The sequence below is a fragment of the Caballeronia sp. LZ035 genome (assembly GCF_031451175.1).
Taxonomy (GTDB): domain Bacteria; phylum Pseudomonadota; class Gammaproteobacteria; order Burkholderiales; family Burkholderiaceae; genus Caballeronia.
This window is the reverse complement of the sequence record NZ_JARUXS010000003.1, coordinates 265,664-290,298: the sequence shown is the minus strand read 5'-3', so window position 1 is coordinate 290,298 and position 24,635 is coordinate 265,664. Positions and strand designations below refer to the sequence as shown.

23 protein-coding genes are annotated in these 24,635 nt (G+C 64.9%); 10 read left to right on the top strand and 13 right to left on the bottom strand.

Translation table 11 applies throughout. From position 1 onward, the window contains the following. The first annotated feature begins 55 nt into the window (after nucleotides 1–55). The gene (locus QCE88_RS24315) at nucleotides 56–1,237 is read left to right on the top strand and encodes a GGDEF domain-containing protein (RefSeq protein ID WP_309907090.1); all 1,182 of its coding nucleotides are present in this window, start codon (nucleotides 56–58) and stop codon (nucleotides 1,235–1,237) included. 16 nt (nucleotides 1,238–1,253) lie between these two features. Here QCE88_RS24315 and QCE88_RS24310 read toward each other — a convergent pair whose 3' ends face one another. After that, nucleotides 1,254–1,961 carry a peptidoglycan DD-metalloendopeptidase family protein gene (locus QCE88_RS24310; protein WP_309908754.1) on the bottom strand — a complete coding sequence of 236 codons (708 nt, stop codon included), beginning with the start codon at nucleotides 1,959–1,961 and terminating at the stop codon, nucleotides 1,254–1,256. Between QCE88_RS24310 and QCE88_RS24305 the strand changes: the two genes are divergently transcribed. The 3 genes from QCE88_RS24305 (at nucleotide 1,921) to QCE88_RS24295 (ending at nucleotide 5,456) form a co-directional block, all read left to right on the top strand. Continuing rightward, nucleotides 1,921–2,481 carry a hypothetical protein gene (locus QCE88_RS24305; protein WP_309908823.1) on the top strand — a complete coding sequence of 187 codons (561 nt, stop codon included), beginning with the start codon at nucleotides 1,921–1,923 and terminating at the stop codon, nucleotides 2,479–2,481. The genes QCE88_RS24310 and QCE88_RS24305 overlap by 41 nt on opposite strands. A 113-nt stretch (nucleotides 2,482–2,594) precedes the next feature. Then, nucleotides 2,595–4,325 (top strand): penicillin-binding protein 2, encoded by a 1,731-nt coding sequence (locus tag QCE88_RS24300; RefSeq protein ID WP_309907088.1) that lies wholly within the window; start codon nucleotides 2,595–2,597, stop codon nucleotides 4,323–4,325. A 351-nt stretch (nucleotides 4,326–4,676) separates the two neighbouring features. Beyond that, complete coding sequence (locus tag QCE88_RS24295) at nucleotides 4,677–5,456, top strand: hypothetical protein (protein ID WP_309907086.1); 780 nt, start codon at nucleotides 4,677–4,679, stop codon at nucleotides 5,454–5,456. Nucleotides 5,457–5,471: 15 nt separating this feature from the next. Here the strand turns inward: QCE88_RS24295 and QCE88_RS24290 are convergent, their stop codons facing one another. The 5 genes from QCE88_RS24290 to QCE88_RS24270 all read right to left on the bottom strand — a co-directional run bounded on the left by QCE88_RS24290 (nucleotide 5,472) and on the right by QCE88_RS24270 (nucleotide 12,337). After that, nucleotides 5,472–6,560 carry a lipocalin-like domain-containing protein gene (locus QCE88_RS24290; RefSeq protein ID WP_309907084.1) on the bottom strand — a complete coding sequence of 363 codons (1,089 nt, stop codon included), beginning with the start codon at nucleotides 6,558–6,560 and terminating at the stop codon, nucleotides 5,472–5,474. Then, nucleotides 6,560–9,085: an FtsX-like permease family protein gene (locus QCE88_RS24285; protein WP_309907083.1), complete on the bottom strand. Its 2,526-nt coding sequence runs from the start codon at nucleotides 9,083–9,085 to the stop codon at nucleotides 6,560–6,562. The genes QCE88_RS24290 and QCE88_RS24285 overlap by 1 nt, the downstream gene beginning before the upstream one ends. A gap of 11 nt (nucleotides 9,086–9,096) precedes the next feature. After that, nucleotides 9,097–9,786: an ABC transporter ATP-binding protein gene (locus tag QCE88_RS24280; protein WP_309907081.1), complete on the bottom strand. Its 690-nt coding sequence runs from the start codon at nucleotides 9,784–9,786 to the stop codon at nucleotides 9,097–9,099. A 91-nt stretch (nucleotides 9,787–9,877) separates the two neighbouring features. Then, nucleotides 9,878–10,462 (bottom strand): DUF1993 domain-containing protein, encoded by a 585-nt coding sequence (locus tag QCE88_RS24275; RefSeq protein ID WP_309907078.1) that lies wholly within the window; start codon nucleotides 10,460–10,462, stop codon nucleotides 9,878–9,880. Nucleotides 10,463–10,534: 72 nt separating this feature from the next. Next, nucleotides 10,535–12,337 carry a PQQ-binding-like beta-propeller repeat protein gene (locus tag QCE88_RS24270; protein ID WP_309907076.1) on the bottom strand — a complete coding sequence of 601 codons (1,803 nt, stop codon included), beginning with the start codon at nucleotides 12,335–12,337 and terminating at the stop codon, nucleotides 10,535–10,537. Between the two features lie 238 nt (nucleotides 12,338–12,575). Between QCE88_RS24270 and QCE88_RS24265 the strand changes: the two genes are divergently transcribed. Further along, nucleotides 12,576–12,896, top strand: coding sequence for a DUF1330 domain-containing protein (locus QCE88_RS24265; RefSeq protein ID WP_309908752.1), 321 nt, complete (start codon nucleotides 12,576–12,578; stop codon nucleotides 12,894–12,896). A gap of 108 nt (nucleotides 12,897–13,004) precedes the next feature. Here QCE88_RS24265 and benD read toward each other — a convergent pair whose 3' ends face one another. The 5 genes from benD to catA form a co-directional block, all read right to left on the bottom strand. Next, entirely contained in the window at nucleotides 13,005–13,781 is a 777-nt protein-coding gene (benD, locus tag QCE88_RS24260; protein ID WP_309907074.1) for a benzoate diol dehydrogenase BenD, read from the bottom strand. Next, nucleotides 13,778–14,800: a benzoate 1,2-dioxygenase electron transfer component BenC gene (gene benC / locus QCE88_RS24255; protein WP_309907072.1), complete on the bottom strand. Its 1,023-nt coding sequence runs from the start codon at nucleotides 14,798–14,800 to the stop codon at nucleotides 13,778–13,780. The genes benD and benC overlap by 4 nt, the downstream gene beginning before the upstream one ends. A 34-nt stretch (nucleotides 14,801–14,834) precedes the next feature. Then, nucleotides 14,835–15,323, bottom strand: a complete 489-nt coding sequence (benB, locus tag QCE88_RS24250; protein ID WP_309907070.1) for a benzoate 1,2-dioxygenase small subunit — start codon at nucleotides 15,321–15,323, stop codon at nucleotides 14,835–14,837. Continuing rightward, a complete protein-coding gene (locus QCE88_RS24245; protein ID WP_309907068.1) occupies nucleotides 15,320–16,678 on the bottom strand; it encodes a Rieske 2Fe-2S domain-containing protein in 1,359 nt (452 codons plus the stop codon). The genes benB and QCE88_RS24245 overlap by 4 nt, the downstream gene beginning before the upstream one ends. A gap of 117 nt (nucleotides 16,679–16,795) precedes the next feature. Next, nucleotides 16,796–17,731, bottom strand: coding sequence for a catechol 1,2-dioxygenase (gene catA / locus QCE88_RS24240; protein WP_309907066.1), 936 nt, complete (start codon nucleotides 17,729–17,731; stop codon nucleotides 16,796–16,798). A gap of 178 nt (nucleotides 17,732–17,909) precedes the next feature. On the opposite strand from catA, the gene QCE88_RS24235 reads away from it, so the two are divergent. The 5 genes from QCE88_RS24235 (at nucleotide 17,910) to QCE88_RS24215 (ending at nucleotide 22,543) form a co-directional block, all read left to right on the top strand. Next, nucleotides 17,910–18,833 carry a LysR family transcriptional regulator gene (locus QCE88_RS24235; RefSeq protein ID WP_309907063.1) on the top strand — a complete coding sequence of 308 codons (924 nt, stop codon included), beginning with the start codon at nucleotides 17,910–17,912 and terminating at the stop codon, nucleotides 18,831–18,833. 104 nt (nucleotides 18,834–18,937) lie between these two features. Beyond that, nucleotides 18,938–20,065, top strand: coding sequence for a muconate/chloromuconate family cycloisomerase (locus tag QCE88_RS24230; protein ID WP_309907061.1), 1,128 nt, complete (start codon nucleotides 18,938–18,940; stop codon nucleotides 20,063–20,065). A 74-nt stretch (nucleotides 20,066–20,139) separates the two neighbouring features. After that, nucleotides 20,140–20,418 carry a muconolactone Delta-isomerase gene (catC, locus tag QCE88_RS24225; RefSeq protein ID WP_309835858.1) on the top strand — a complete coding sequence of 93 codons (279 nt, stop codon included), beginning with the start codon at nucleotides 20,140–20,142 and terminating at the stop codon, nucleotides 20,416–20,418. 176 nt (nucleotides 20,419–20,594) lie between these two features. Beyond that, nucleotides 20,595–21,683 carry a hypothetical protein gene (locus tag QCE88_RS24220; protein WP_309908751.1) on the top strand — a complete coding sequence of 363 codons (1,089 nt, stop codon included), beginning with the start codon at nucleotides 20,595–20,597 and terminating at the stop codon, nucleotides 21,681–21,683. Next, nucleotides 21,671–22,543, top strand: coding sequence for a nucleotidyl transferase AbiEii/AbiGii toxin family protein (locus QCE88_RS24215; RefSeq protein ID WP_309907059.1), 873 nt, complete (start codon nucleotides 21,671–21,673; stop codon nucleotides 22,541–22,543). Before QCE88_RS24220 ends, QCE88_RS24215 begins: the two co-directional genes overlap by 13 nt. 4 nt (nucleotides 22,544–22,547) lie before the next feature. On the opposite strand, the gene QCE88_RS24210 is transcribed toward QCE88_RS24215, so the two are convergent. Together QCE88_RS24210 and hfq are read right to left on the bottom strand one after the other, a co-directional pair. Beyond that, nucleotides 22,548–23,921, bottom strand: a complete 1,374-nt coding sequence (locus QCE88_RS24210) for an amino acid permease (protein ID WP_309907057.1) — start codon at nucleotides 23,919–23,921, stop codon at nucleotides 22,548–22,550. Between the two features lie 303 nt (nucleotides 23,922–24,224). After that, on the bottom strand, nucleotides 24,225–24,494 hold the full coding sequence (hfq, locus tag QCE88_RS24205; RefSeq protein ID WP_309907055.1) for an RNA chaperone Hfq: 270 nt from the start codon (nucleotides 24,492–24,494) through the stop codon (nucleotides 24,225–24,227). Between the last annotated feature and the right edge of the window lie 141 nt (nucleotides 24,495–24,635).

Genomic DNA, 24,635 nt, shown 5'->3' with positions numbered 1-24,635 from the left:
GTGGTCCGATTTTCCGCGAGTGTCCCGCCCTCGCCGGACCACGCCGGAATCCAACATGGACCATCAGACCGAGGTGTTCACATTGCCGCGCGGACGTGCGGCCACGTGGTTGCTGCACGCGGGAGCCGACATTCCCCGCGCGATCCGTGTCGCGCTTGTCGGCAGCCTGTTCGGCACCTTGCCGATTTTCGCGGGCGGCGTGCTCAACACGGTCGCGGTGGCCTGGGTGCTCGACCGCCGCCATCCGACCACCGCCTTCCACATCTGGCTCGCACTCGAAATCGCCGTCTGCCTGATCCGGCTGGTCGTGCTGGTGATCGCGCGCCGACGCGCACGCGAAGGCAAGTCCACGCTGACCGACACGTACGTCCTGCTCGCGCCGCTGTGGGGCGCGACGGTCGGCTACGGCGCGCTGGTCTCGGTGCTGTCCGGCGACTGGGTGGCCGCGACGCTCTCGTTCCTCTCGGCCGCCGCGATGGTCGGCGGCATCTGCTTCCGCAATTTCGCCGCGCCGCGACTAGTGGCAGTGATGATCTTCCTGTCGCTGGGGCCGTGCTGTCTCGGCGCAGTGCTGGCTGGCGAGCCGACGCTCTGGCTCACGCTGTTGCAGATTCCCTTCTACCTGTTCGCGATGAGCGCGGCCGCGTGGCGCCTGAACGGCATGCTCGTCTCGACGATGAAAGCCGAGCAGGAGAACGACCGCCGCGCGCGTCACGACGAGTTGACCGGCCTGCTGAACCGCGCGGGCCTGTTCCAGGCGGCGCGTTCGCGCGAGTCGGTTCGGGCGCGCAATGGCGCGCCGACTGCCCTGCTCTATCTCGATCTCGATGGCTTCAAGGCCGTCAACGATGCTCACGGTCATGAAGTCGGCGACACGCTGCTCGCGCTGGTCGCGCGCCGGTTACGGCATTTGTCGGGGGAAGGCGCGCTGGTGGCGCGACTCGGCGGCGACGAGTTCGTGATCGTCACGCCGCCGCACGACGATCTGCTCGCGCTTGCCGACATCGTCGTACGCGAACTGTCGAAGCCGTTCCACACGGACGGCGATCTGGCCTTGCGCATCGGCGTGAGCATCGGCATTGCGATGTTCGATCATCATCACGATGAACTCGACGGCGTCCTCCGCGACGCCGACAACGCCCTCTACGAAGCCAAGCGCGCGGGCAAGAACCGCTGGGTCGCGGCGGGCCGACGCGAGCCGAAGCCGGTGACCCGCTCGGTCGGACTGGTTGCCTGAACGGGACCCCCGCGATTCAGCCGCTCAGTTCCGCGCTCAGGTTTTCCGCGTCCTTCGCAAAACGCCGACGCTCCTGGCCGTGCAAACGGTCATCGCTCGGCAGGTCCACGGTCAGCGGATTCATCGCGACGTCGTCGATGCGGACTTCATAGTGCAGATGCGGACCCGTCGCCCAGCCGGTCTCGCCGACATAGCCGATCACCTGCCCGCGCTTCACCGTTCCGCCATTGCGGATGCCCTTCGCGAAGCGCGACAGGTGCGCGTACACGGTCGAATACGGCGCCGGGTTGTCGAGCATGATGACCTTGCCATAACCCGTCTGCCTGCCGACGAAGGTCACCCTGCCCTGCGCCGACGCATGCACCGGCGTGCCGATGGGCGCGGCTAGATCGACGCCATCGTGACTCTGCCAGCGATGCGTGACGGGATCGAGCCGCCGGATCGAGAAGTCCGACGATACGCGCGTGAAGTCGACCGGATAACGCGAGAAGCCTGGCGTCGTGCTGTTGCCGTCCTTCGAGTAATAGCGCGCTTCGCCTTCGGGGTCGCGGTAGAGAAACACATCGTGCGACGACGAACCGGTGGTCAGCCGAACGGCCAGCGGCGCGTCCGGTGCCGGCTCGTCGGCCGACTTGCGGTCATAGATGACGCTCAGCGTGTCGCCCTTGCGGATATCGCGGCGCATGTCGACCTTGCCCGCGAACGCATCCGTAAGTGTCGCAATGGTTGCCGAATCGATGCCGAGGCTTTGCGCGGCTTCCGAGAAGGTCTGGTCGACTGTGGCGCTTTCGGTAATGCGGACGGGTGCCGGCGGCTCGACAGGCGCCGGAGCGGCGCTTTGCCGCAGCGAAACTGGCGGGACATCCTCGCGAACGGTTGAAGAGGACGAACGCGCATGTTCAAGCGAATTGCAGATCACGACGGAACAGATCGAACCGACCGCGCAAGCAAGAAAGACTCGTCCTGCCTTGCCGGGCAAGGCGGTTGCGGGTGAGAAGGGCATCGGCGGAAAACTGGACGGGCGACCCAACGCGGCATCACCCGGAACGAAAAGGCGCGGTCTTGACCGCGGGCGGCGTGAAACGCTTGCGCGCTACTCGATCTGCCGCGAAAACAGGCGGATCGTCGGGGAAAACGAAGCGAAACGGCAAGCGGACATGAAGTCAGGGGCGATGGGTTCGGCCACGATGCGCGGCACGTTCAGGTCGGCCGAGACTAAGAGAACTTTCTTAAACGAAACTTAAGCTGCCCCTCAATAAACCTTTTGCACGAAGTTTGCACGGAATTGCTGGTGAATGACGCCGGATGCAGACTTTTCAATTCGCCGCCCGAAAACCCGTTCCCGCATAATTGCGGGATGAAATCACAAGAACGGAAGTACCTTGGGATCGCACGTCACAACGTCCAGACCACGACATTGACGCAGCCACCGCGCTGGCGCTCGCGGGCGCTGAGCGGTGCATTTGCCGCCCTGTTCGTCGCGCTGACGGTGCGTGCCTTCTGGGTGCAGGGCGTGGACGACGCTTTCTACCGTCATCAGGGCGACATCCGCCAAGTGCGCGACTGGCCGATGCACGCCTCCCGTGGACGCATCCTGGATCGCGACGGCCGCCCGCTCGCCGTCAGCCTGCCGACCCGCACGGTGTTCGTGGATGCATCGAACCTGGATGAGCGCGTGTCGCAGCAGAAGATCGATGCGCTTTCCCGTCTGCTCGACATCGCGCCGGCTGACATCGAGAATATCTACGCAGCGCATCGCGGCTTCGCATATCTGAAGCACGAGGTTCCCGTCGATGTCGCTGAACGCGCGATGCGTCTTGACGTGCCCGGTTTGTCGATGCAGGAGGATTACCGGCGTTACTACCCGGAAGGCGAGATTGCCGCGCAGATCACCGGCTTCACCGGCGCTGAAGGCAACGGTCAGGAAGGCCTCGAACGCTTCGCCGAAACCACGCTGCGCGGCGCCGACGGCCACCGCCGCGTGCTGCGCAATGCGCGCGGCCAGGTCATCGATACGCTCGACACCACGCCGCCACGGAACGGCCAGGACCTGACGCTGTCCATCGACCGGCCGATCCAGTACGCCGCGTTCAAGGCGCTGCAAAGCGCGGTCGAGCGCAGCCATGCGCGCTCGGGCTCGGCCATCGTGCTGGACGCCCACACCGGCGAAATCCTCGCGATGGCCAACTGGCCAAGTTACGACCCGAACCAGCACACACGCCGCACCGGCATGGCGGTCCGCAATCGCGCGGTCGCCGACATCTTCGAGCCGGGCTCGGTGATGAAACCGCTCACCATCGCGCTCGCGCTGCAACAGCACCGCATCACGCCCGATACCATCGTGCCGACCGACGGCGGCCACCTGCGCCTGGACGGCCGCACGATCCACGACGACAAGAACTTCGGCACGCTGACGACGGCGGGCGTCATCCAGAAGTCGAGCAACGTCGGCACGACCAAGATCGCGCTGCTGATTCCGGCGCGCGACATGTACCGCAACTTCCGCGCGCTCGGACTCGGGCACGCGCCGAGCGCGGGCTTACCAGGCGTTTCGACGGGCCGCGTGCGGCCGTATCGCAACTGGCGGCGCATCGAGCAGGCGACGATGTCCTATGGCTACGGGCTGTCGGCGTCGCTGCTGCAACTGGCACAGGCCTATACCAGTTTCGCCAACGACGGCCGGCTGGTGCGGGCGTCGATTCACCGCCGCGACCCGCATCAGGAACCGCCGCAAGGCCGGCGCGTGTTCACGGCGCGCGTTGCGCGCGAAGTGCGCACGATGATGGAAAGCGTCGTCAGCAAGGACGGCACCGCGCCGCAGGCGGCCGTGCCGGGCTACACGGTCGCCGGCAAGACCGGCACCGCGTACCGGTGGACGTCGAAGGGCTATGACCGGCATCAGTATCGCGCGTCGTTCGTCGGGATCGTCCCGGCGAAGGCGCCGCGCGTGGTCATTGCGGTGTCGATCGACCGGCCGCAGCGCGGCTCGCACTTCGGCGGCGCGGTGGCGGGGCCGCCGTTCGTCGATATCGCCACGCAGACCATGCATCTGCTCGACGTACGTCCGGACAAACCTCCGGGCGTCTGAACGACGGCCGCACGACGCGGCTTGTCACATTTTGCGAACGGCATCGGCAGCGGACCCGTGCGGCTTACACTGTGCGAGTTTCATCGAACTGTGCTGCATGCTTGCCTGGCAAAAGAAGCAAGAAGGAGCGTCATGCTGAAGGTACTTGCAACCCGAAGCAGCATTCCCGCCCCGCGGACGAAGCGCCGCGTTCTGCCGCTTCTTCGTTACCTTGAAAGCGTGCCCGAAGCGGATGAAGCGCCCACGGACGAAGACCTCGCGTTGCGCCATGCGGATCGAAGTCCGGCGGCGGAGATTCTGAGTATGGAAGTCCGGATCGAAGACTATCTGGCGAACAAGAAGCATGGCGGCATGGCCGCTCTGAAGCGGCAACAGGCCATCGCCGATGCAATTGGCATCCACCTCGATGCCCGCGCGCAAACGCATCTCCTGGCCTACTCGTACGAGTCGTGGAACTTCGTCAACCTGTATCTGCGGCACGGCGAGAACAAGCGCTATTCCGCGCATTACTTCCCGGCCGAAGCGCAAGTGTCAACAGATAGTCCGCAGCGCGTCGAAGCCATGATCGACCTGATCGACGCGTTGCCGTCCACGGGGGACATCGCACTGTATCGCGGCAGCAGGGGCGAGAGCTATCCGATCTGGCGAGCCCTCAGGCTTGGGCTCATTCGGGAAGGGGATATTCTGGTCAACACCGACTTCACGTCCTTCACCGAGAATCCGCATATTGTTCGGAATTTCGCCGGGCCGGAAATCGATGAAACCTCGGTGGTGTTCGAAGTTGGCCGGCATCGGTCCATCAAGGCGCTCGCGCCATTCTCGATGCGCAGCAAGGACCCGTTCTACGAAGCGGAGTCACTGGCCCGGCCAGGACTCGCGTTCGTGATCAGAAGCCTTTCACGCGAAGTCGCGCAAAGCGGCGACGGGTTTCAACCGTACGCCTACGTCTCGCTCGACGAACTTCCGCCCGCGCTGAATCCCAGGCTACAACTTGCAAAAGAATTATTAGGCTCCGATATCGCCTTCCCCCGCAACGTCTTCGACATGCGCACGGGCGAGCCCGTCGATGTCTCCGCCTTCAGCGAGCGACTCGGAAGCAAAAGCGCGGACGTGCTTGCGCCCTATCTGTAGCCGAGCGCACCGGCCTCAACGTTTCTCCATCCCGATCGCCCCCGCATAGCCCGTCAGCTCCAGATAGCCGCGCCCGCGCGGGTTGCCATCGAGCGTCACCGCGCCTTCCCAATACAGCGCGCCGGTCGATTCGCGCGAGTCCAGTTCCTGATCGTCGATCAGCGGATTCAGCCGCCAGTGCAGCGCGCCGACCCGCACGTTCATCGCGACCGGATACACGGTGTTGGTGCGCGGAGAACGCCACTGCCGCTGCGGCGTGAACTCCACCTCGCCGGGGCCGTACTGCGTCGTGCGGCCGTCGCGGTCGCGCAACGCGGCATGCGCCCAGACCGCGTGGCCGTCCCGCGCGCGGACCTTGAACGCCATCAACGCGGCGCCATCGTCGAGATTCGCGCCGAGCCAGTCCCAGCCGGCGGCATCCGGCGACAGCAGCGTGCTGGACCACTCGTGATCCAGCCATGCGCGCCCCGTCACGGCGGTCGCCGCGCGCGCCCGGCCATCGGCGGACGGCCGCACCACGCTGCCCGACACCTTCAATTGCGGCTCGCTGTAGTAGTCGCTCGCCTGCTCCGGCAACGGCCCCTTCTGCGAATAGCCGCGCTCGCCCTGAAGCATGGGCGGCTGTGTCGGCGTGAAGGTGAGATTGAGCGCGAAATTCGCGGCATCGGCGACGACCGCGTAGCTGCCGTCCGCCGCGCGCGTCATGCGCCAGCCGTCGAGCTTGACGTCGGTGTTGCCCTCCCGCGCATACGCCAGACCGAAGCCCTGCCGCGCGATGTTCTGGTCATGCACGAGCCGTCCATACGCGGGATCGGACAGCGCTGCATGGGCGATGATCAACTGCGCCGGATCGAACGCGCTCTTGCTGTCCGTCCCGCCCTTGCCCGTATTCGAGCGGAAGAACGTGATCTGGAAACCGAGCGGCTGATGTTCAGGCGTGTCGAGCCAGCCGGTCGCGTACCACCATTCCGTGCGATACGGCGGATGCGCGCCGCTGTCGCGCGGCCAGTCGATTCCTTGCCCCGGCACGACGGGCGCGAACACCGGTTGCCCGGCGCATGCGCTCGACAAGACGAGCAAGCCTCCGGCGATCCATGCGCGCATCACCAGTCCTCCCGCACGGCGCGGACCGCATCGACCGACACGGCCCGGCGGCCCGACAGCACCGCCGTCGCGCAGGACGACAGCAGCATCACGCACGCGATGACCGCGATCGGCGTCCACGGCACATGCAGCGACATGCTCCAGTGGAACGACTGCGGATTCACGACGAACACGAGAATCAGGCTGATCGCGAAGCCCAGCAGGCAACCCAGCGCGATGCCGAGCAGCGTCAGCCAGCCGGCCTCGGATGCAAGCAGCGCCAGGATCTGCGTGCGCGTCACGCCCACATGCCGCAGCATGCCGAACTCGCGTGCCCGCGCGAGCGTCTGCATCGAAAAGGTCGCGCCGACGCCGAACAAGCCGATCACGATCGCCACCGCTTCGAGCAAATACGTCACGGCGAAGCTGCGATCGAAGATGGTGAGCGTGCGCGCGCGAATCTCGCCGGGCTGGGAGAACTCGAGCGTGCCACCGAACGGCAGCCGCTTGAGCGCGCCAATCACCTGCGCGGCGCTCGAACCGGCGCGCAGCGTGATGGCGATATCCGTCGCGGTCAGGTCGCCGGTAAGCCTGCGATAGTCGCCGATGCGCATCTGCAACGCGCCCGTCTGGCGCACGTAATCGCGCCAGATTCCCGCGACGACCACTCGCGCGTCCGTCCCGCCGACCGGCAGCGTCACGCGCTCGCCCACGCGATAACCATAGAGATCGGCCATCGCCTCCGATGCCCAGACCGGCGTTTCGTCGGCACGCCACGCGGACGGCGGCAACACGGCGCCGGTCATTTGGAGCGTCGCGCCGGGATCGGCGGCATCGAGTTCGCGCGCGATCAGGACGACGGGCGGGTTCGCCGCATCGAGCGTCAGTTTCGACGTGCGCGTGAACGCCGCGTGCGCGACGCCGTCCGCCGCCGCGAGCTGCGCCTGCTGCGCGGGACCGAGGCCGCCGGTGTCGCCGCTGGCCGCCATGCGCACGTAGAGATCGGCGGAGAGCAGATGCGCGAGCCAGTCTTCCACCGACACGCGGAAACTCGTCACCATGATTGCCATCGCAACAATCAGCGTGAAGCTCGACAGCACGCCGCCCATCGCGATGGACGCTTGCCCCGGCGCATTCGCCAGGCGCGCGAGCGCGAGCGTCGCGACAGCGCTGCGCGAACGCGGCGCGCGACGGAAGGCGCTCGCAGTGAGACGCGGCATCAGCGCAATCCCGCCGACGAGCAGCAACGCGACCGCCACATACCCGGCGATCGGCGTCTCAAACAGCGGCGGCGCCTGCGTGAGCGCCGCGCCGAACACGAGGCAGGCGAGCGCGGGCCAGGGCGTGCCGAGCGGCGTCAGCGCGGCTTCCTCGCTGCCGGCCTTGAGCGCGGGCGCGGGCCGCGTGCGGGCCGCTTCGAGCGCGGGCGCGAGCGTGCCCGCCAGCGCGACAGCGATGCCGAGCGCCAGGAAGATCCCGCTCGCGACCGGTTCGAACGCGACGCGCGGCTCGACGCCCGGGAAGTAGCCGCCGCCGAGATCGCTGCCGAAGAAACGCAGCGCGAGCGCCGCGACGCTAAAGCCGAGCGCAATGCCGAGCACGCCGCCCGCGACGCCGAGCAACGCGCCTTCGACCATGATCTGCCGCACGAGCGCGGCGCGCGTCATGCCGAGCACGCGCAGCAACGCGAATTGCGCGCGGCGGCGCACGACGCCCGCCGCCTGGGTCGAGAAGACGAGAAACGCACCGGTGAACAGCGCGACCAGAGCGAGCACGTTCATGTTGATGCGATACGCGCGCGAAAGCCGGTCCGTGCGGCTTTCGACATCACTTGTCTCCGTCACGACGAAGCGCGCGCCGAGTTCGCGTTGCAAGGTCTGTCGGAACGCCTCGCGATCCACGCCGCGCGTCAGTTGCAGGTCCACGCGCGAGAGCTTGCCTTCGAGCGCGAAATGCGTCTGCACGGCGGCGATGTCCATCACGGCGAGGCGCTGGCCGGGCCGCGTCCGCGCGATGCCGCCCGCCACGCGCAAGCTCACGGGCGCCGTGCCGTTCTGCAATTCGACGGACGCGCCCTCGCGTGCCCCGAGCCAGGTCTGCGCGGCGGAAGACAGGAAGATGGCGTCGCCGGCGAGCATATCGAGCGGCGCTTGCGGCGAGGGCACGCCGGTCAGGTCAGGCGCGATGCGCCGCGCGCGAAACACGTCCACGCCCAGCAGCTTGAGCGGCGCGCTCTTGCCCGGCACGGCGGCATCGACTTCGAGCACCGGGCTCGCGACCGCCACGCCCGCGAGCGTCGCCAGCCGCGGATAAACCTGCTCGTCGATAAAAGGCTGTGCGCCGCGCACCTGCAAGTCCGCCTGGCCCGACAGACTGCGCGCGGCGGCCGAGAACTCGTTGAACGCCGCGCCGTTGATCAGCTGCACCGCGTAGCCCAGGCCGACGCCCAGCGCGATCGTCAGCACCGCGACCAGCGCGCGGCCGCGATGACTGCGCCATTGCGCGGCGAGCAGCCAGCGCGCGAGCGTGTCAAAGCGGTGATTCATCCCGGCGTGGTTCATCGTTGCAGCGTCGCGGCGTGCAAGGCGCCGTCGCTCAGGATCACCACGCGGTCCGCGAACGCGGCCGCCGCTTCCGAATGCGTGACCATCACGATGGCCGCGCCGGTCGATTGCGTCTCCGCCCGCAGCAGTCCGAGCACTTCATGCGCGGTTTGCGGGTCGAGGTTGCCGGTGGGTTCGTCGGCGAGCAACAGGCGCGGCCGATGCACCAGCGCCCGCGCAATCGCCACCCGCTGCAATTCGCCGCCGGACAGTTGGCGCGGCATGTCGCCGTCGCGGCCTGCCAGACCGACCGCCGCGAGCATCGCATGCGCGGCATCGGGCGATGCGCCGTTCAGCAGCAGCGGCACCGCGACATTCTGGAACAGCGTCAGATGCGGCAGCACGTGGAACGCCTGGAACACGAAGCCCAGCTTCTGCCGCCGCAGGCGCGTGGCGGCGTCGTCGGGAAGACTGGAGATCACCGAGCCGTCGATCAGCACCTCGCCGCTGTCCGCGTGATCCAGTCCCGCGATCAGATTCAGCAAGGTCGACTTGCCCACGCCCGAATCGCCCATCACCGCGACGAACTCGCCCGCGCCGAGCGCGAAGTCGAGCGCGTCGAGCACTACGCGCCCGCCTTCGTAGGTCTTGGTCAGGCGGCGGCATTCAAGGGCGGGAGAGACGTCGGGGTCGGCGGGTTTCATGCGGAGGGATCAGGCTCGATCAAGGCACAGGCTCGGAGGCAAGCATTGTGCCCAATCTTCGACGACCGCGTGTATCGGAACGCCCGAGGCGTCAGGACTGCGGCAGCGTGCCCGGGCGGATATACGGGAACATGTGCGCGACGTAGTCCGGCTTGCCGAGCGCCACGCCATGACTGCGCAGGATCGAATAAGCGGTCACCGCATGGAAATAGAACTGTGGCAACGACCAGTCGCGGGCGTATTCCTCGCCGGTCATGTCGAAGATGACGCCGTTTGGCAGATCCAGCGCGATCGGGCTGTTCGCGGCGGCATCGAGCGCATCCGGAGTGAGCAGCGACAGAAACGACACCGCTTCGCTGATGCGCGCGTGCGCGTCGGCGAAGGTGCCCGGCGCCTCGTTCGACTTCACGCCTTCTTCCCGCACCTGCCGCAACGCTTGCGGCACGTCCTCGCCGCGCAAGCGATACACCGGCTCCTGCGCCTGAAAACACGCGAAACGAACCTGCGCCGCGAGCGGGAACATGTCGGGGGCGAGACGCAGCGTCATCAGCATGTCGAGGCCGGCGGCCGCTTCGCCGCTCTTGTCCTTGTCGGGCCCGGCGGCCTTGTCCAGCCATGCGGACAAATTGTTCAGCGTCTGCACGAAGGTCGGGACCAGAAGACGGGTCAATTGCATGAAGCGCTCCACAGGTGAGGAAACTGCGATCTTATATCGATGCAGCGCCCACCTGTGTTCATCGCCCCGTCATCAACGCGGACCGAACACGGCCACGCCCGTCTTGGTGCCGACATAGACCTTGCCGTTCGCGATCATCGGCGAGATGAACTTGTTGCTGCCGAACTGATCGCGCGTACCCGACTGATTGCTGTTGTACAGCTCCGTGGCAAGGTTGCCCGCGTCATAGGCATGCAGGATGCCGATGGCCGTGCCGTTCTCCACGCCCCACACGATGCCGTTCGTATTGCCGCTCGCCGAGATCACCGGCGCGAGACCCGGGAAACTCCAGGTCTGCGCGCTCTGGCTCGACGCCGTGGTCGCGAACACCGCGTTGACCACCGGGATCGCCTTCAGGTGATCGCCGGCCGGTCCCACGTACACCGTGTTGTTGTAGAACGCGGGGGCACTGAACATCGGGCCGAAGATGGTCGAGAACAGCTCCTGGTAAATGTGGTCGCCGTTGGAGTCGAAGTTGCCCATCGAATCGCGGTTGACGATGAACAGCGCGCGCGTCTTGCCGCCACCCACCGCGAGATGCCGCACGTTGCCGTTGATGTCGGTGAGATCCGGCAAGACCAGCACGCCGCCCGAGCCGAGATCGAGGTCGGCGTTCGACTGCGCGACCGTATCCGAGGGCTCGAAGTAATCCGCGACGTGCAGGGTCGGCGTCGGCGAGACCTTGAGGAAGCCGTTGCCGAAGTCGCCCTTGTTGGGCATGTCCTGCGCGTTGGTGGTGGGGTCGAAGGTGCCGTTGCCGTCGAGGAAATAGACCGACGTGCCATCCGATGCAAGGCCAGCGCCGCTCATCCAGATGCCGCCCATTTCGCCGTTCGGCGTGACGTTCAGGACGCCAGCCTGCTTGAGCGTGTCCGCGTTATAGCTGATGACCCAGCCGGTGTACGGCAGTGCATCGCAATGCGAACTCCACGCCGTGTAGACCACGCCATTGAGCAACAACAGCGAAGCGCGCTCGATGTACTGTCCCGGCGTGAACGGCACGACGCCATTGACGCTTCCCGAACCCGTGCCCGGATAGGAACCGGTGATTTCGGTGGGACCGTTAAGGAGTTCAGCGCCCGTGGCGATGTCGAGCGCATGCAACCGCTGATGATAGGCGCCGCCCGTGTCCTTCGACATTGCGACGACATAGATCGTGCCGTTCGGCCCGCGCGTGCGGTCGATGACAGGCGTCGCCGTAATGCCGATGGTCGGCGTGGTCTGGTTACAGCCGTGGTCGTCGCTGGGCACTTCGCCGGTAGGCAGGGTCGTCACGCGCCACAGCACGGTGCCGGTGTCGGCATCGAACGCGTAGACGCTGCCCGCCTCGGTGGCGACGTAGAGCACGTTGTGCGTGCCGCCCGCAATCGGCACGCTGCCGAGGAAAAGCGGTTGCGCGTCGACGGCGCCATCCACCGTATAGAAGCCGATCTTGCCGAAGGTCGTGGCGTTGACGTTGGCCGGCGCCAGCCGGGTTTCGCTCAGTTGCTGGGCAGTGCGGCGGATGTCGTTGTGATACGTGGTGACGTCGGCGGGTGTCGCTGCTGACGGCTGACTTGTCGTGGGATTACTGGCGCCCGAAGGCGAACTGGCGCCCGAAGGCGAACTGGCGCCCGAAGGCGAACTTGCACCGGACGGCGAACTCGCGCCTGAAGGTGAACTTGCGCCGGATGGCGTGGACGCACCCGTCGGGCTCGATGCGGAAGAAGGATTCGATGCCGGCGCTGCACCGCCCGTGGACGATCCCGAATCGGAACTTGAACTGCCGCCGCTGCAACCGGCAAGCAATAGTGCGAAAGCGAGTGCCATCACGCCAAACGTCGAGTGCCCTTTCATCTGCGAACCTCCGGTTCTTGAGAAGTCAAGCTCGATGCTTTCGCGATTATTGCCTGCGAAGGCTAAAGAATAATAAAGATAATCGGGACTCCGCTACTGTTTGTCCAAGTGATTTAAAAAAGTTGTGCTTGGTATGACGAATGCAAATCGCAAACGCGTGCTTTTTACCTGTCAGGTAATCGACATCGCTTCAGTCTTACCGCGAAGATGGACGTACACGCTTAATGGAGCCGCCTTTATGTCCGCTTATGCTGTTGGGCTTCTTCACGATGTCGTCATCAACGCAGACATCGTTCGGTATCTCGACGAGATCGATGCAACGCTTGCACCATTCGAAGGCCGCTTCATCGTGCATGGCGCGCCGCCCGATGTGCGTGAGGGGCATTGGCGGGGCGACCTGATCATCATCGAGTTTCCGTCGCTGGCCAACGCTCGCGCGTGGTACGGATCGGACGCCTATCGGGTCATCCTGCCGCTGAGGACGAATAACTCGCAAGGCGCGGTGATTTTGATAGAGGGTGTCGAGGCAGGACATCGAGCCGGCGATATCCTGCGCTAAAGTGCGCTTGACGGATTTTCAAGCGAAACGGTCGCGCTCGCTTAAGCATTCTTTAGTGTACTTGTAGTGCTTTTGCTTAAGCGGCCGCAAGCTTGCCGTCCCACATATTCAGCCGTTGTCGCCGCCCGCCACCGGCAGCACGGCGCCGGTGATATAGCTGGCTTCATCGGACGCGAGGAACAGGATCGGCGCGATCTGTTCGTCCAGCGTGCCGTAACGCTTGAAGAACGTCGACTCCTTGACCTGTCGCACCGCCTCGTTCATCCAGGTTTTCTCCTGCTCGCTATCGCCGGCGGCATTGCGCGGCACGCGACGCGGCGGCGCCTCGGTTCCGCCCGGCGCTGCGGCGACCACGCGGATGTTGCGCTCGCCGTACTCCATCGCGAGCGCCTGGGTCATCGCATTGACGCCGCCCTTCGCCGCCGAATACGGCACGCGGCGAATTCCTCGCGTGGCATTGGACGACACGTTGACGATGGTGCCGCCACCGTTGTCGAGCAGATACGGCAGAACCGCGTGGCAGGCATAGAGCGTCGGCATCAGCGAACGGCGGATCTCCGCGTCGATCTGCGCGGGTTCGAAATCACCAAACGGACGCATGCGTATCGCGCCGCCGACACCGTTGATCAGAATATCGACCCGGCCGAACGCGCGCACCGCGAACGCCATCGCAGCGGCGGCGCCTTCGTAGGTTTCGAGATCCGCGACGAAGCCCGCGGTCTGCGCGCCCCGCGCCTCGGCCGCTACTTCGGCGACAAAGTCGGCACGATCGACGAACAGCACCTTCGCGCCCTCCGCCGCCGCACGCAACGCCACGCCCCGTCCGATGCCCTGCGCCGCACCGGTCACGACCATCACCTTGCCTTCGAAGCGTGGCGTGCTCATGCGGTCACCGGCGCAGCGTTGGGCGTGAACTTCTCGTAGTGGAAGCTGTTCGGCTTTACGCCGTTGTCATCGAAATGTTTGCGCACGGCATCGACCATCGGCGGCGGGCCGCACAGGTACACGTCCACGTCACCATCGTTGAGCGACTCGGCCGGCATATGCTGCGTGACCCAGCCCTTGCGCGGATGCGTTGAAGCCGCGTCGGCGACTACCGTGCTGAAGCTGAAGTTCGGCAGCTTCGCGCTGAAGGCTTCGATCGCTTCAACCTGCACCAGATCCAGATCGCGCGTCACGCCGTAGATCAGATGCACCTTCTGCTGCGAGTCCGTGCGCACCAGGACTTCGAGCATCGACAGGAACGGCGCCAGCCCGGTGCCGCCTGCGAGGAACAACAACGGCCGCTCCACCGCGCGCAAGTAGAAGCTGCCGAGCGGCCCGGTGAGTTCGACCTTGTGGCCGGGCTGCGCGGATTCGAGCCAGGTGCTCATCACGCCGCCCGGAATTTTCTTGATGAGGAAGCTGATCTTCGTTTCCCCCGGTGCCGACGAGAACGAATACGAACGATGCTGGCCGCTGCCGGGCACGTCGATGTTCACATACTGGCCCGCGAGAAACACGGGCGCTGCGGCGTCCACGTCCAGTTCGAGCACCACGGCGGCATCGTTGTGCGGCTCGACCTTCGTGACCGTCGCCGCGAACGTGCTCTGCCCGGTCTTGCAGGCTGTCGACGATGCCGGCACCGCGATCACGCAATCGCTCTCCGGAATCATCTGGCAGGTGAGCACGAGACCGCGGTCCTTTTCGTCTTCGGTGAGCGCGTCGTCGATGTACTCGTCGCCGAGATCGTAGCGGCCGCTTTCAGCGCGGCATTTGCAGGTGCCGCAGACGCCGTCGGAGCAGTCCATCGGCAGGTTGATGCGGGCGCGGAATGCGGCGTCGAGCACTTTCTCGCCCGCCTTGCATTCGACAAAGCGGGTCACGCCGTCCTCGAAATTCAGTGCAATGTTGAAGCTGGTCATGTTGCCTCCTGCGTGCTGTCTCTCATCGCGGCGCTCAGACGTGATACACGTCGAGCACCTGGCGAATGGTGTCGTTCTTGAGCACGATCTTCTTTCTCGCGATCAAGAGAATGTCGTCGACCTTGCGGAACGTGACGAAGATCGTGCCGAAGAAATGGTCGGTGATCTTGTAGCGATGATTCAGCGTGTCGAAGTTATAGCGGACGTCCACTTCATTGCCGCGCTCCGCCAGCACTTCAACGTTGGTCACGTTATGGCTCGTACGCGGCTCGGGCAGCGAGGCGCCGCTGCGTTCCGTCTTGATGCGGAACACGCGGTCTTCGAGTCCGCCCCGGTCGGGGTAGTACATCAGCGAGATCTGGCTTTCGTGATCGTTGGTGAGCTGGTCGTCGTCATCCCACGCGGGCATCCAGTAGTTCACGTCTTCCGCGTAGCAGCCGAGCCATTCGTCCCACTGGCGGTCATCGAGAAAGCGCGCCTCGCGATACAGCGCGGCACAGATGGTCGGGTAGTCGATGTTCATGCCGGCACCTCCGCTTGCTCTTTCTTCAGCGCGTCGCGCATGACCTCGACCCAGTACTCGTGCTGGCAGACGAACAGCCCTTCGTCTTCGCTGCGCTCGCCCGAGATGAGCGGCTTCAGGCCCATGTGCCTGGCGTTCTCGTCCGCGCCCTCGACCCACAGCGGCGCGCCGCGCGACAGGTCGTTCCACAGCGCAGTCGTCCCCGCATAACCGGCCTGGCACGCACGGAATTCCTCGAGATCGTCGCTGGTACCCATGCCGGTGACGTTGAAGAAGTCCTCGTACTGGCGGATGCGCAGTGCACGCTGCTCCGCGCTCTCGCCCTTCGGCGCGAAACAGAAGATGCTGACCTCGGTCTTGTCGACGCCGAGCGGACGCACCACGCGGATCTGCGTACTGAACTGGTCCATCAGGAACACGTTCGGATACAGGCACAGATTGCGCGTCTGGTTGACGATGAAGTCCGCCTTCACTTCGCCAACCCGCGCCTTGAGTGCCTCGCGATGCTGATACACCGGGCGCACTTCCGGGTTCATCGTCTGGGTCCACAGCAGGATGTGGCCGTGCTCGAAGCCGTACACGCCCGCCACCGACTTGCTCCAGCTGTTGGCATCCACGGCCTTGGTGCCCTCGACCTTGCGGCGGCCCATCGTCGCGGCATAGTTCCAGTGCACGGTGCTGACGTGATAACCGTCGCAGCCGTTTTCCATCTGCATCTTCCAGTTGCCGTCGTAGATGTAGGACGAGTTGCCGCGCAGCACTTCGAGCCCCTCCGGCGCCTGATCGACGATCTGGTCGATGATCACGCGGGTTTCGCCGAGATACTCTTCGAGCGGCATCGAATCCGGGTTCAGGCTGCCGAACAGGAACCCGCGATAGTTCTCGAAGCGCGGCACGCGACGCAAGTCATGCGAGCCCTGCTTGTTGAACTGCACTGGATATTCGGTGGTCTTCTCGTCCTTCACCTTCAGCAGCTTGCCGGTGTTCGAGAAGGTCCAGCCGTGGAACGGGCACGTGAAGCTGCCCTTGTTGCCATGTTTGCGGCGGCAGAGCATCGCGCCCTTGTGGGCACAGGCGTTGATGACCGCATGCAGTTCGCCGGTCTTGTCGCGCGTCACGACAATCGGCTGCCGGCCGATCCACGTCGTGTAGTAGTCGTTGTTGGCGGGAATCTGGCTTTCGTGCGCCAGATAAACCCAGTTGCTCTCGAAGATGTGTTTCATCTCGAGATCGAACAGGTCGGCGTTCGTGAAGATGTCGCGGCCGCAGCGGTACACACCGCTTTCCTTGTCGTCCTGAACGGCGGTTTGCAGCAGGTCGTCCAGTTGCCGGGCGCGGTCGTTGATGGCGGACATGAGTGCTCTCCCTACGCGGGCTTCGGCAAGCGAAGCCCGTGCATCGGTGAAGATTGATTCGGGGATGGAGGCGGCCGCGCAGTCCGCGCGCCGCCGTGGCAAGGCGAGGTAAGACGCTTACGCTGCGACGATCACTCGCGGACGCTCCACCAACTGGTTGTCCTTGCCCTGCACGAGCGAGGTCAGCTGGATGTCGAAGTCGATCTCGCGATACGCATCGTCCTTGAGTCCGAGCGCCGTGCCGCCGTTCTTCTCGACGACATGCGGCACCAGTTCTTCGCGGGTCGCATAGGCGAAGTCATCCCAGATCAGCGGATCGCCTTCGATATTGATCTGCGTCGTCAGCTTGCGATGCTTGTCGCTGGACACGAAGAAATGCACGTGCGCCGGACGGTTGCCATGTCGCGCAAGCGCGTTGAGCAGTTGCTGCGTCGCGCCGTGCGGCGGGCAGCCGTAGCCCACCGGCATCAGCGTGCGGAATTCGTACACGCCGTCGGCGCCGGTTTTGACCGCGCCGCGCAGGTTGAAGTCGCTTTGCGCGCCGGTCGGGTCGAAGTGCGAATAGAAGCCGTGCGAGTTGGCGTGCCAGCATTCCACCACCGCGTTCGCCACCGGCTTGCCGTCGGGACCCGTCACCTTGCCGCGAATCACGAGCGGGCCGGCGTCGGCATCGGCGTCGAGATCGATCTTCGACACACCGTCGCGCAGCGGCGCGCCGGCCACGTACAGCGGGCCTTCGATCGTGCGCGGCGTGCCGCCGTGGATGTCGGCTTCACGGTCCGCTGCATCCATGCGGATGTCGAGGAACTTCTCCAGGCCGAGGCCGGCGGCGAGCAAGGCCGCCTCGCCGTCCTGACCCAGCTTGTTGAAGTACGTGACGCCGGCCCAGATTTCATCGGGCGTCATGTCGAGGTCGTCGATGGCCTTGAACAGGTCGCCCAGCAAGCGGTGCGTAATCAACTTTGCGCGGGCATTGCCGTCCTGACCGCCGAGGTTGGAAGCGGCCTTCAGCAGGTCCTGCACTTCCTTCGTATCGAACACGTTGACGTTCATGTCTACTCCTGTGTCTCGCTGTTTTTTCGTGGGGGTTAACCCCTGCTCCAGCGCCGAGACAGATATGCTCGGAAGGTATGATCGGGTGCTGAAACAGAGCGTGAATGCAGAATAGTCGACGCCAGAACGCCCGGTCCAACACTGATTTAGTATTGGGCTATATCCAGGAGGTATCGAAATGGAATTGCGGCATCTTCGTTATTTCGTCGCGGTGGCCGAGGAGCGCAACTTCACGCGCGCGGCGCAGCGGCTGCATATCGCCCAGCCGCCGTTGAGCCGGCAGATCCAGCAACTTGAAGAAACGCTCGGCGTGCAGTTGTTCGAACGCGCCTCGCGCCCGCTCAAGCTGACCGAGACCGGCAAGTTCTTTTATTCGCACGCCGTGCAGTTGCTGGCGCAGACCTCCGAGCTGGAATCGATGACGCGGCGCGTGGGCAATATCGAACGCAGTCTGTCGGTCGGATTCGTGGGTTCGACGCTGTACGGCATGCTGCCGAAAATCATCCGCCGCTTCCGCGACGAGAACGCCACCGTCGAACTGAGTCTTCACGAGATGTCAACGATGGACCAGATCCGCGCGCTGAAGGACGGGCGCATCGACGTCGGGTTCGGCCGGATCCGGCATGAGGACGCCAACATTCGCCGCGTGATCCTGCGTGAGGAAAAGATGATCGTCGCGCTGCCGGTGGGTCATCCGCTGTCGCTCGTCAAGCCAGTGCTCGCGCTGCGCGACCTCATCAACGAAACGCTCATCGTCTTTCCGAAGGCGCCGCGCCCCAGTTACGCGGATCAGGTGCTGGCCGCGTTCCAGGATCGCGGGCTCGCGCCGCGCAAGACCTACGAAGTGCGCGAGCTGCAGATCGCGCTGGGACTGGTCGCGGCGGGCGAAGGCATTTCCGTCGTGCCGAGCAGCGTCTACGGTCTCAAGCGAGATGACGTCAGCTACCAGGAACTCGACGACCCGACGCTCGTCTCGCCGATCATCATGAGCATGCGCGCGCTCGACGAGTCGCGCGACATCCGCGAGATGCTCGAACTCATTTACCGGCTGTATGAGGAGGAACACGTCGCCTATACCCCGCGCAGCGACCGGGGCACGTAACACACTCATACCTCGGGGGTATGAGACTAGACGTCGATGGTCTTGGACAGGCGAATATCGGGCGCGCAATACTTCAGCAACGCTCCCTTCCCGACATTTCAGGTATGAACGCCCACATCACGTCCGTCTCAGCGATCCTGGTCGATCTTCCGACCATTCGCGCGCATCAGCTCGCCATGGCGACGATGCAGCAGCAAACCCTCGTCATCGTGCGCCTGCGTTCGAGCGACGGCATCGAAGGCATCGGCGAGGCCACGACGATCGGCGGCCTGTCTTACGGCGATGAAAGTCCCGAAGGCATCAAGCTGACCATCGATACCTATCTGGCGCCGGCGCTCGTCGGTCAGGACGCGACCAACATCAATGCCGCGATGCTCCGGCTGAACAAGGTCGCGCGCGGCAACCGCTTCGCCAAGTGCGCGCTGGAAACCGCCTTGCTCGATGCGCAGGGCAAGCGCCTCGGCGTGCCGGTGAACGAACTGCTCGGCGGCGCGGTGCGCAAGACGCTGCCGGTGCTCTGGACGCTCGCGAGCGGCGACACCGGGCGCGACATCGAGGAAGCCGAAATGCTGCTCGCCGAGCGCCGTCATCACACCTTCAAGCTGAAGATCGGCCGGCGCGGCGTGCGTGAGGACGTCGCGCACGTGTCGAAGATCAAGGCGGCGCTCGGCGATCGCGCAAGGGTCACGGTGGACGTGAACCAGGCCTGGAACGAGACCGACGCGGCGCTCGGCATCGAGGCGTTGCAGGCGGCGGGCATCGACCTGATCGAGCAGCCGACGCCGCGCGAACAGCGCGACACGCTGGCGCGGCTCGCGGCGCGCTTCATCGTGCCCATCATGGCCGACGAAGCCGTGACCGGGCCGGAAGACGCGCTCGAACTCGTGCGCAACGCCTGCGCCGATGTGTTCGCGCTGAAGATCGCGAAGTCGGGCGGCATCTACGGCATGCTGCGCACCGCCGCCATCGCGGACGCGGCGGGCGTGTCGCTGTACGGCGGCACGATGCTCGAAGGCAGCATCGGCTCGATTGCCTCGGCGCACGGCTTCAGCGCGCTGCCGCAGCTTTCGTGGGGCACCGAGCTCTTTGGGCCGCTGCTGTTGAAGGACGACATCGTCACCGCGCGCCCGCACTACCGCGACTTCGATCTCCATCTGCCGGAAGGGCCCGGTCTCGGCTTGCAGATCGACGAGGACAAGCTCGCGTTCTATCGCCGCGACAAGCGCGCCTGAGTACGGCTCCATCAATACGGCATCCGCGCTCGGCTGGAACGGCGGGGATGCCTCCAACCCTACGGAGGAACGACATGCTTTATCTGGTACGAATGGACGTCCATCTGCCGCACGATATGCCCGTGGCCACGGCCGATTCAATCAAGGCGCGCGAGAAGGAATATTCGCAGGAACTACAGCGCTCGGGAAAGTGGCAGCAACTGCACCGCGTGGTCGGCGAGTACGCGAACTACAGCGTCTTCGACGTCGACTCGCACGACGAACTGCATACCCTTCTATCGGCGCTGCCGCTGTTTCCGTACATGACGGTCAAGGTGACCGCGCTCGCGAAACATCCTTCGTCGATTCACTGAGTGCGGGCGGGTCGCCACGGGTCCGGCCAGCGCACCGCGATCATGAACGGCTGCCCGCCCACGAATTTCAGTAAATTGCGTGGTTTCAGCAAATGTTGAAATCGTCTGAAACAGTGAAAACTGGCTATTTTCACTGGATATGGTACTTTCAACACATGCTGAAACCAGGCTATTTGATGAAAGCACCCTTTCCAGCCGAAGCGTTCGATCCCAGTCTGCCGCAAGCCGAAGAGGCCTTGCGGGCCGTGCTCGCGCATGTCCCGGCTCTCAGGGTTGAAGGCATCAACGACGCATCCGCGCTGGACGACTGGAAACCGGACCTGGTCGTTCGGCTCAGGGTCAATGACCAGCCGCACTTGCTCATTTGCGCGCTCAAGCCGAGCGGGCAACCGCGCTACGCCCGCGGCGCGCTGCTGGAGTTGCGCCGCCATGTTGCGCGCCATCCTCCCGGCGCCACACCGGTCTTCATCGCCCCGTATATCTCGCCCGCAGTCAGGCAGCTGTGCAGCGCGGAACGCGTGAGCTACCTCGACCTGCAGGGCAACACCCGGATAGCGTTTGACGGCGTGTTCATCGAGCGCATCGTGGCGGACAAACCGCAGGCGGAACACCGCGAACTCAAGTCGCTGTTCAGGCCGAAATCCGCGCAAGTGCTGCGCGCCATGTTGCGCGAGCCCGACCGTGCGTGGCGCGTCAGCGACCTGGCGGACGTGTCGGGCGTCAGCCTCGGGCATGTCAGCAATGTCCGCAACGGCCTGCTCGATCGCGAATGGGCGCGGACCTCGGATGACGGCCTCGTGCTCCGCGCGCCGGCCGCGCTACTGGACGCATGGCGCGACAGCTATACCGCGCCGGCGGGCGAACAGCTGCGTTTCTACACGCCGCTCCACGGCAGCGCGCTCGAAGACGCAGCCCGAGATGCGCTCCGCGCCCCGGACGCTGCCGGGCACGCGGCCTTCGCGTCGTTTTCTGCGGCACAGTGGCTGGCGCCCTACGGCCGCACCGGCACCCACTATTTCTACGCCGATGAAACCGGCCTGCGCGCGCTCCAGGCCGCGCTCAAGCTGGCGCCTGCTGCCAAGGGCGAGAACGTGAGCGTCGTCATGCCGAAGGATCCGGCGCTGCTGACCGACACCATCGAGCCCGCGCCGGGCGCACTCTGCACCAGCCCGGTCCAGACCTGGCTCGACCTCTGCATCGCCGGCGAACGCGGCGCCGAGGCCGCCGACCACCTGCGCCAGGAAAAGCTTTCATGGTCCCGATGACCCCTCCGCACGAACCGCAATCGGCCGCCGACTACGACGACCGCACGACCGCCGCCGTCAAATCCGTGCTGGTCGAAATGGGTCAGATCCTCGGCAGCTTCAAGGGCAAGTTCGCCATCATCGGCGGCGCGGTGCCGTGGCTGCTGCTGGCCAACGAGGACATGCCCCACGTCGGCACGCTCGACGTAGACGTCGGACTCGATGCGGAAGCGCTCGGCGACGGCGAGTACGCCACGCTTGTCGGCACGCTGCAAGGCCACGGCTACACCCAGCGCGCCGGACTGCGGCGCTTCCAGCTGGTGCGGCAGGTTGCGGTGCGCGACGGCGGCGAAGCGATCGACGTCATCGTCGATTTTTTGATGCCGCGCGATGCGGAGATCGTCAAGAACGTGCCGCCGCTGATCAGCGACTTCGCCGTGCAACGCGCGGACGGCGCCGACCTGGCCATGCGCTTCTATCAACTGGTGGCCGTGGCGGGACCGATGCCGAACGGCGGCACGAACCGCGTGGAAATTGCCGTATGTTCGATCCCGGCGTTGCTGGCCATGAAAGGCCACGCGCTCGCGGGCCGCTACAAGCAGAAGGATGCGTACGACATCTATTATTGCGTGCGCAACTATCCGGGCGGCATCGAGACGCTGGCGGCCGAGTGCCGGCCGCTGCTGGAGCATGCGAGCGGCGCGCGGGGCTTCGGTCACATCGCCGACAAATTCGCTTCCTTCGATGCGCACGGCCCCACCTGCGTGAGGCGCTTTGTCGAAGACACGCAAGCGCTGAGCGAGCGCACGCCTGATCAGTGGCAGCAAGACGCGTTCGGGCAGATCGACGCGCTGTTGCGCGCCATGAGACTGCGTGAATGAATCTTTACCGCGACACCGCCAGCCCCGTCCGCGCCCGCCGGTTGCGCACGAGATACCCCACGCCAAGCGCCGCGAGCCACACCGGAATCAGATAAACGGACATACGCAGGTCGGGAATCATGCACATCACCACGAGAATGCCGGCGAGGAACGCGAGACACAGGTAATTGGTCAGCGGATAGCCGAAGCTGCGGAACGCGGTCGTTTCGCCGGCGCGTGCCTTCGCGCGACGGAACCGCAGATGAATCAGGCTGATCATCGCCCAGTTGATGATCAGCGCGGACACCACGAGGCCCATCAGCAGCTGGAATGCCTTGCCCGGCATCAGGTAGTTGATCAGCACGCAGACGGCCGTCGCGAGTGCCGAGACGCCGAGCGCGGCGAGCGGAATGCCGCGCGCGTTGACCCGCAGCAGCGCGCGCGGCGCATTGCCCTGCTGCGCGAGGCCGTAGAGCATGCGGCTGTTGCAGTACACGCCGCTGTTGTAGACCGAGAGCGCCGCCGTCAGCACGACCGCGTTGAGCACGTGCGCGACGAGATTGCTGTTCATCGCGTGAAAGATCAGCACGAACGGACTGCCGCCGGCCACCACTTTCTGCCACGGATACAGCGACAGCAGCACGCCGAGCGCGCCCACGTAGAAAATGAGAATGCGGTAGATGACCTGGTTGGTCGCGCGCGGAATGGTGTGGGACGGGTCGTCCGCTTCCGCCGCCGTGATGCCGACCAGTTCCAGCCCGCCGAACGAGAACATGATGACGGCCATCGCCATCACGAGCCCGGAGACGCCGTTCGGGAAAAAGCCGCCGTGGCGCCACAGGTTCGACACGCTGGCCTCCGGACCCGCGCTGCCCGAAAGCAGCAAATAGCCGCCAAAGCCGATCATGCCGACGATCGCGGCCACCTTCACGATCGCGAACCAGAACTCGAGTTCACCGTACGACTTCACGCTCGTGAGGTTGATGGCGTTGATCACGCAGAAGCAGACGAGCGCCGAGATCCACGTGGGCATGCCCGGCCACCAGTACTGGACATAGATGCCGACGGCCGAAAGCTCGGCCATCGACACGAGAATGTAGAGCACCCAGTAGTTCCAGCCTGACAGGAAGCCTGCGTACTGGCCGCAGTACTTGTCAGCGAAGTGGCTGAACGAGCCCGCGACGGGTTCCTCGACCACCATTTCGCCCAGCTGGCGCATGATGAAAAACGCCACGACGCCGGCGATTGCATAACCGAGCAGCACCGATGGCCCGGCCGTTTGAATGGTTTGCGCAATACCGAGAAACAATCCGGTGCCGATCGCCCCGCCGAGCGCGATCAACTGAATATGACGATTCTTCAGGCCGCGTTTGAGCGTGCCGTCTCCTTGCAATGCCACGTGCCCTCTCCCTCGTTATGCGGTGGAACCTGACGCGGCGCCACTGAAGGCGCGCCGCCCGTTTCACAGGAATCAGTGTAGATTTCCTGCCGCACAATATGATTTCCTAACGGACGCAGACAAACCCTGATTCAGCGATCAGAATTTCATCCGCGACCTGCTTCGAGAAAGGAAATTGTATCGCGCCGCATCTGCGCGAGATCGGGCACTGGAACGGGCGTTCAGGCGAGCCCCGGCAATCGGGGCTCGCGGCGCTGTCAGCGCAACGGGAAGGGAAGAAAAGGAAGGAAGCAGCCTCGCCGCTCAGCGGGCCGGCCCGTGCGGACGGCGCTCGGGGCGATCCGTGCGATCCGTGCGATGCGGACGGTCGTGATCTTCGCTGATAGTGGAAATGGCGTGCTTGTAGATGGATTGCGCGCCGGCTGTCGAGCTGAGATAGACCATGTAAGGATCGAACGACTGGATATGGCCCGTCAGCTTGATCCCGTTGACAAGAAAAATAGCGACGCGCTTGCGCTCTTTGCGCAATGCGTTCAGGAAATCATTTTGCGGATTTGTAACAGCTTCTGACATGGCAAGCTCGATCGGTAATTAAACAGGAATGGCCTTGCTGGCGCCCACGTGACGCGAAACGGGCCCAGCAGTCCACATGCCTTCGGTTGGTGCGTGTCGGGGTGGCCGGCTCATCGGCAACACGGACATTATCGCCGCCCG

Coding starts and splice junctions, on each gene's coding strand:
- QCE88_RS24230 (WP_309907061.1), top strand. CDS start 18,938: ATGAACGCCCACATCACGTCCGTCTCAGCGATCCTGGTCGATCTTCCG.
- QCE88_RS24285 (WP_309907083.1), bottom strand. CDS start 9,085: ATGAATCACCGCTTTGACACGCTCGCGCGCTGGCTGCTCGCCGCGCAA.
- QCE88_RS24270 (WP_309907076.1), bottom strand. CDS start 12,337: ATGAAAGGGCACTCGACGTTTGGCGTGATGGCACTCGCTTTCGCACTA.
- catC (WP_309835858.1), top strand. CDS start 20,140: ATGCTTTATCTGGTACGAATGGACGTCCATCTGCCGCACGATATGCCC.
- QCE88_RS24275 (WP_309907078.1), bottom strand. CDS start 10,462: ATGCAATTGACCCGTCTTCTGGTCCCGACCTTCGTGCAGACGCTGAAC.
- QCE88_RS24265 (WP_309908752.1), top strand. CDS start 12,576: ATGTCCGCTTATGCTGTTGGGCTTCTTCACGATGTCGTCATCAACGCA.
- catA (WP_309907066.1), bottom strand. CDS start 17,731: ATGAACGTCAACGTGTTCGATACGAAGGAAGTGCAGGACCTGCTGAAG.
- QCE88_RS24295 (WP_309907086.1), top strand. CDS start 4,677: ATGGCCGCTCTGAAGCGGCAACAGGCCATCGCCGATGCAATTGGCATC.
- QCE88_RS24280 (WP_309907081.1), bottom strand. CDS start 9,786: ATGAAACCCGCCGACCCCGACGTCTCTCCCGCCCTTGAATGCCGCCGC.
- benD (WP_309907074.1), bottom strand. CDS start 13,781: ATGAGCACGCCACGCTTCGAAGGCAAGGTGATGGTCGTGACCGGTGCG.
- QCE88_RS24235 (WP_309907063.1), top strand. CDS start 17,910: ATGGAATTGCGGCATCTTCGTTATTTCGTCGCGGTGGCCGAGGAGCGC.
- QCE88_RS24305 (WP_309908823.1), top strand. CDS start 1,921: ATGTCGACCTTGCCCGCGAACGCATCCGTAAGTGTCGCAATGGTTGCC.
- QCE88_RS24300 (WP_309907088.1), top strand. CDS start 2,595: ATGAAATCACAAGAACGGAAGTACCTTGGGATCGCACGTCACAACGTC.
- QCE88_RS24290 (WP_309907084.1), bottom strand. CDS start 6,560: ATGCGCGCATGGATCGCCGGAGGCTTGCTCGTCTTGTCGAGCGCATGC.
- benB (WP_309907070.1), bottom strand. CDS start 15,323: ATGAACATCGACTACCCGACCATCTGTGCCGCGCTGTATCGCGAGGCG.
- hfq (WP_309907055.1), bottom strand. CDS start 24,494: ATGTCAGAAGCTGTTACAAATCCGCAAAATGATTTCCTGAACGCATTG.
- QCE88_RS24245 (WP_309907068.1), bottom strand. CDS start 16,678: ATGTCCGCCATCAACGACCGCGCCCGGCAACTGGACGACCTGCTGCAA.
- QCE88_RS24215 (WP_309907059.1), top strand. CDS start 21,671: ATGGTCCCGATGACCCCTCCGCACGAACCGCAATCGGCCGCCGACTAC.
- QCE88_RS24220 (WP_309908751.1), top strand. CDS start 20,595: ATGAAAGCACCCTTTCCAGCCGAAGCGTTCGATCCCAGTCTGCCGCAA.
- QCE88_RS24315 (WP_309907090.1), top strand. CDS start 56: ATGGACCATCAGACCGAGGTGTTCACATTGCCGCGCGGACGTGCGGCC.
- benC (WP_309907072.1), bottom strand. CDS start 14,800: ATGACCAGCTTCAACATTGCACTGAATTTCGAGGACGGCGTGACCCGC.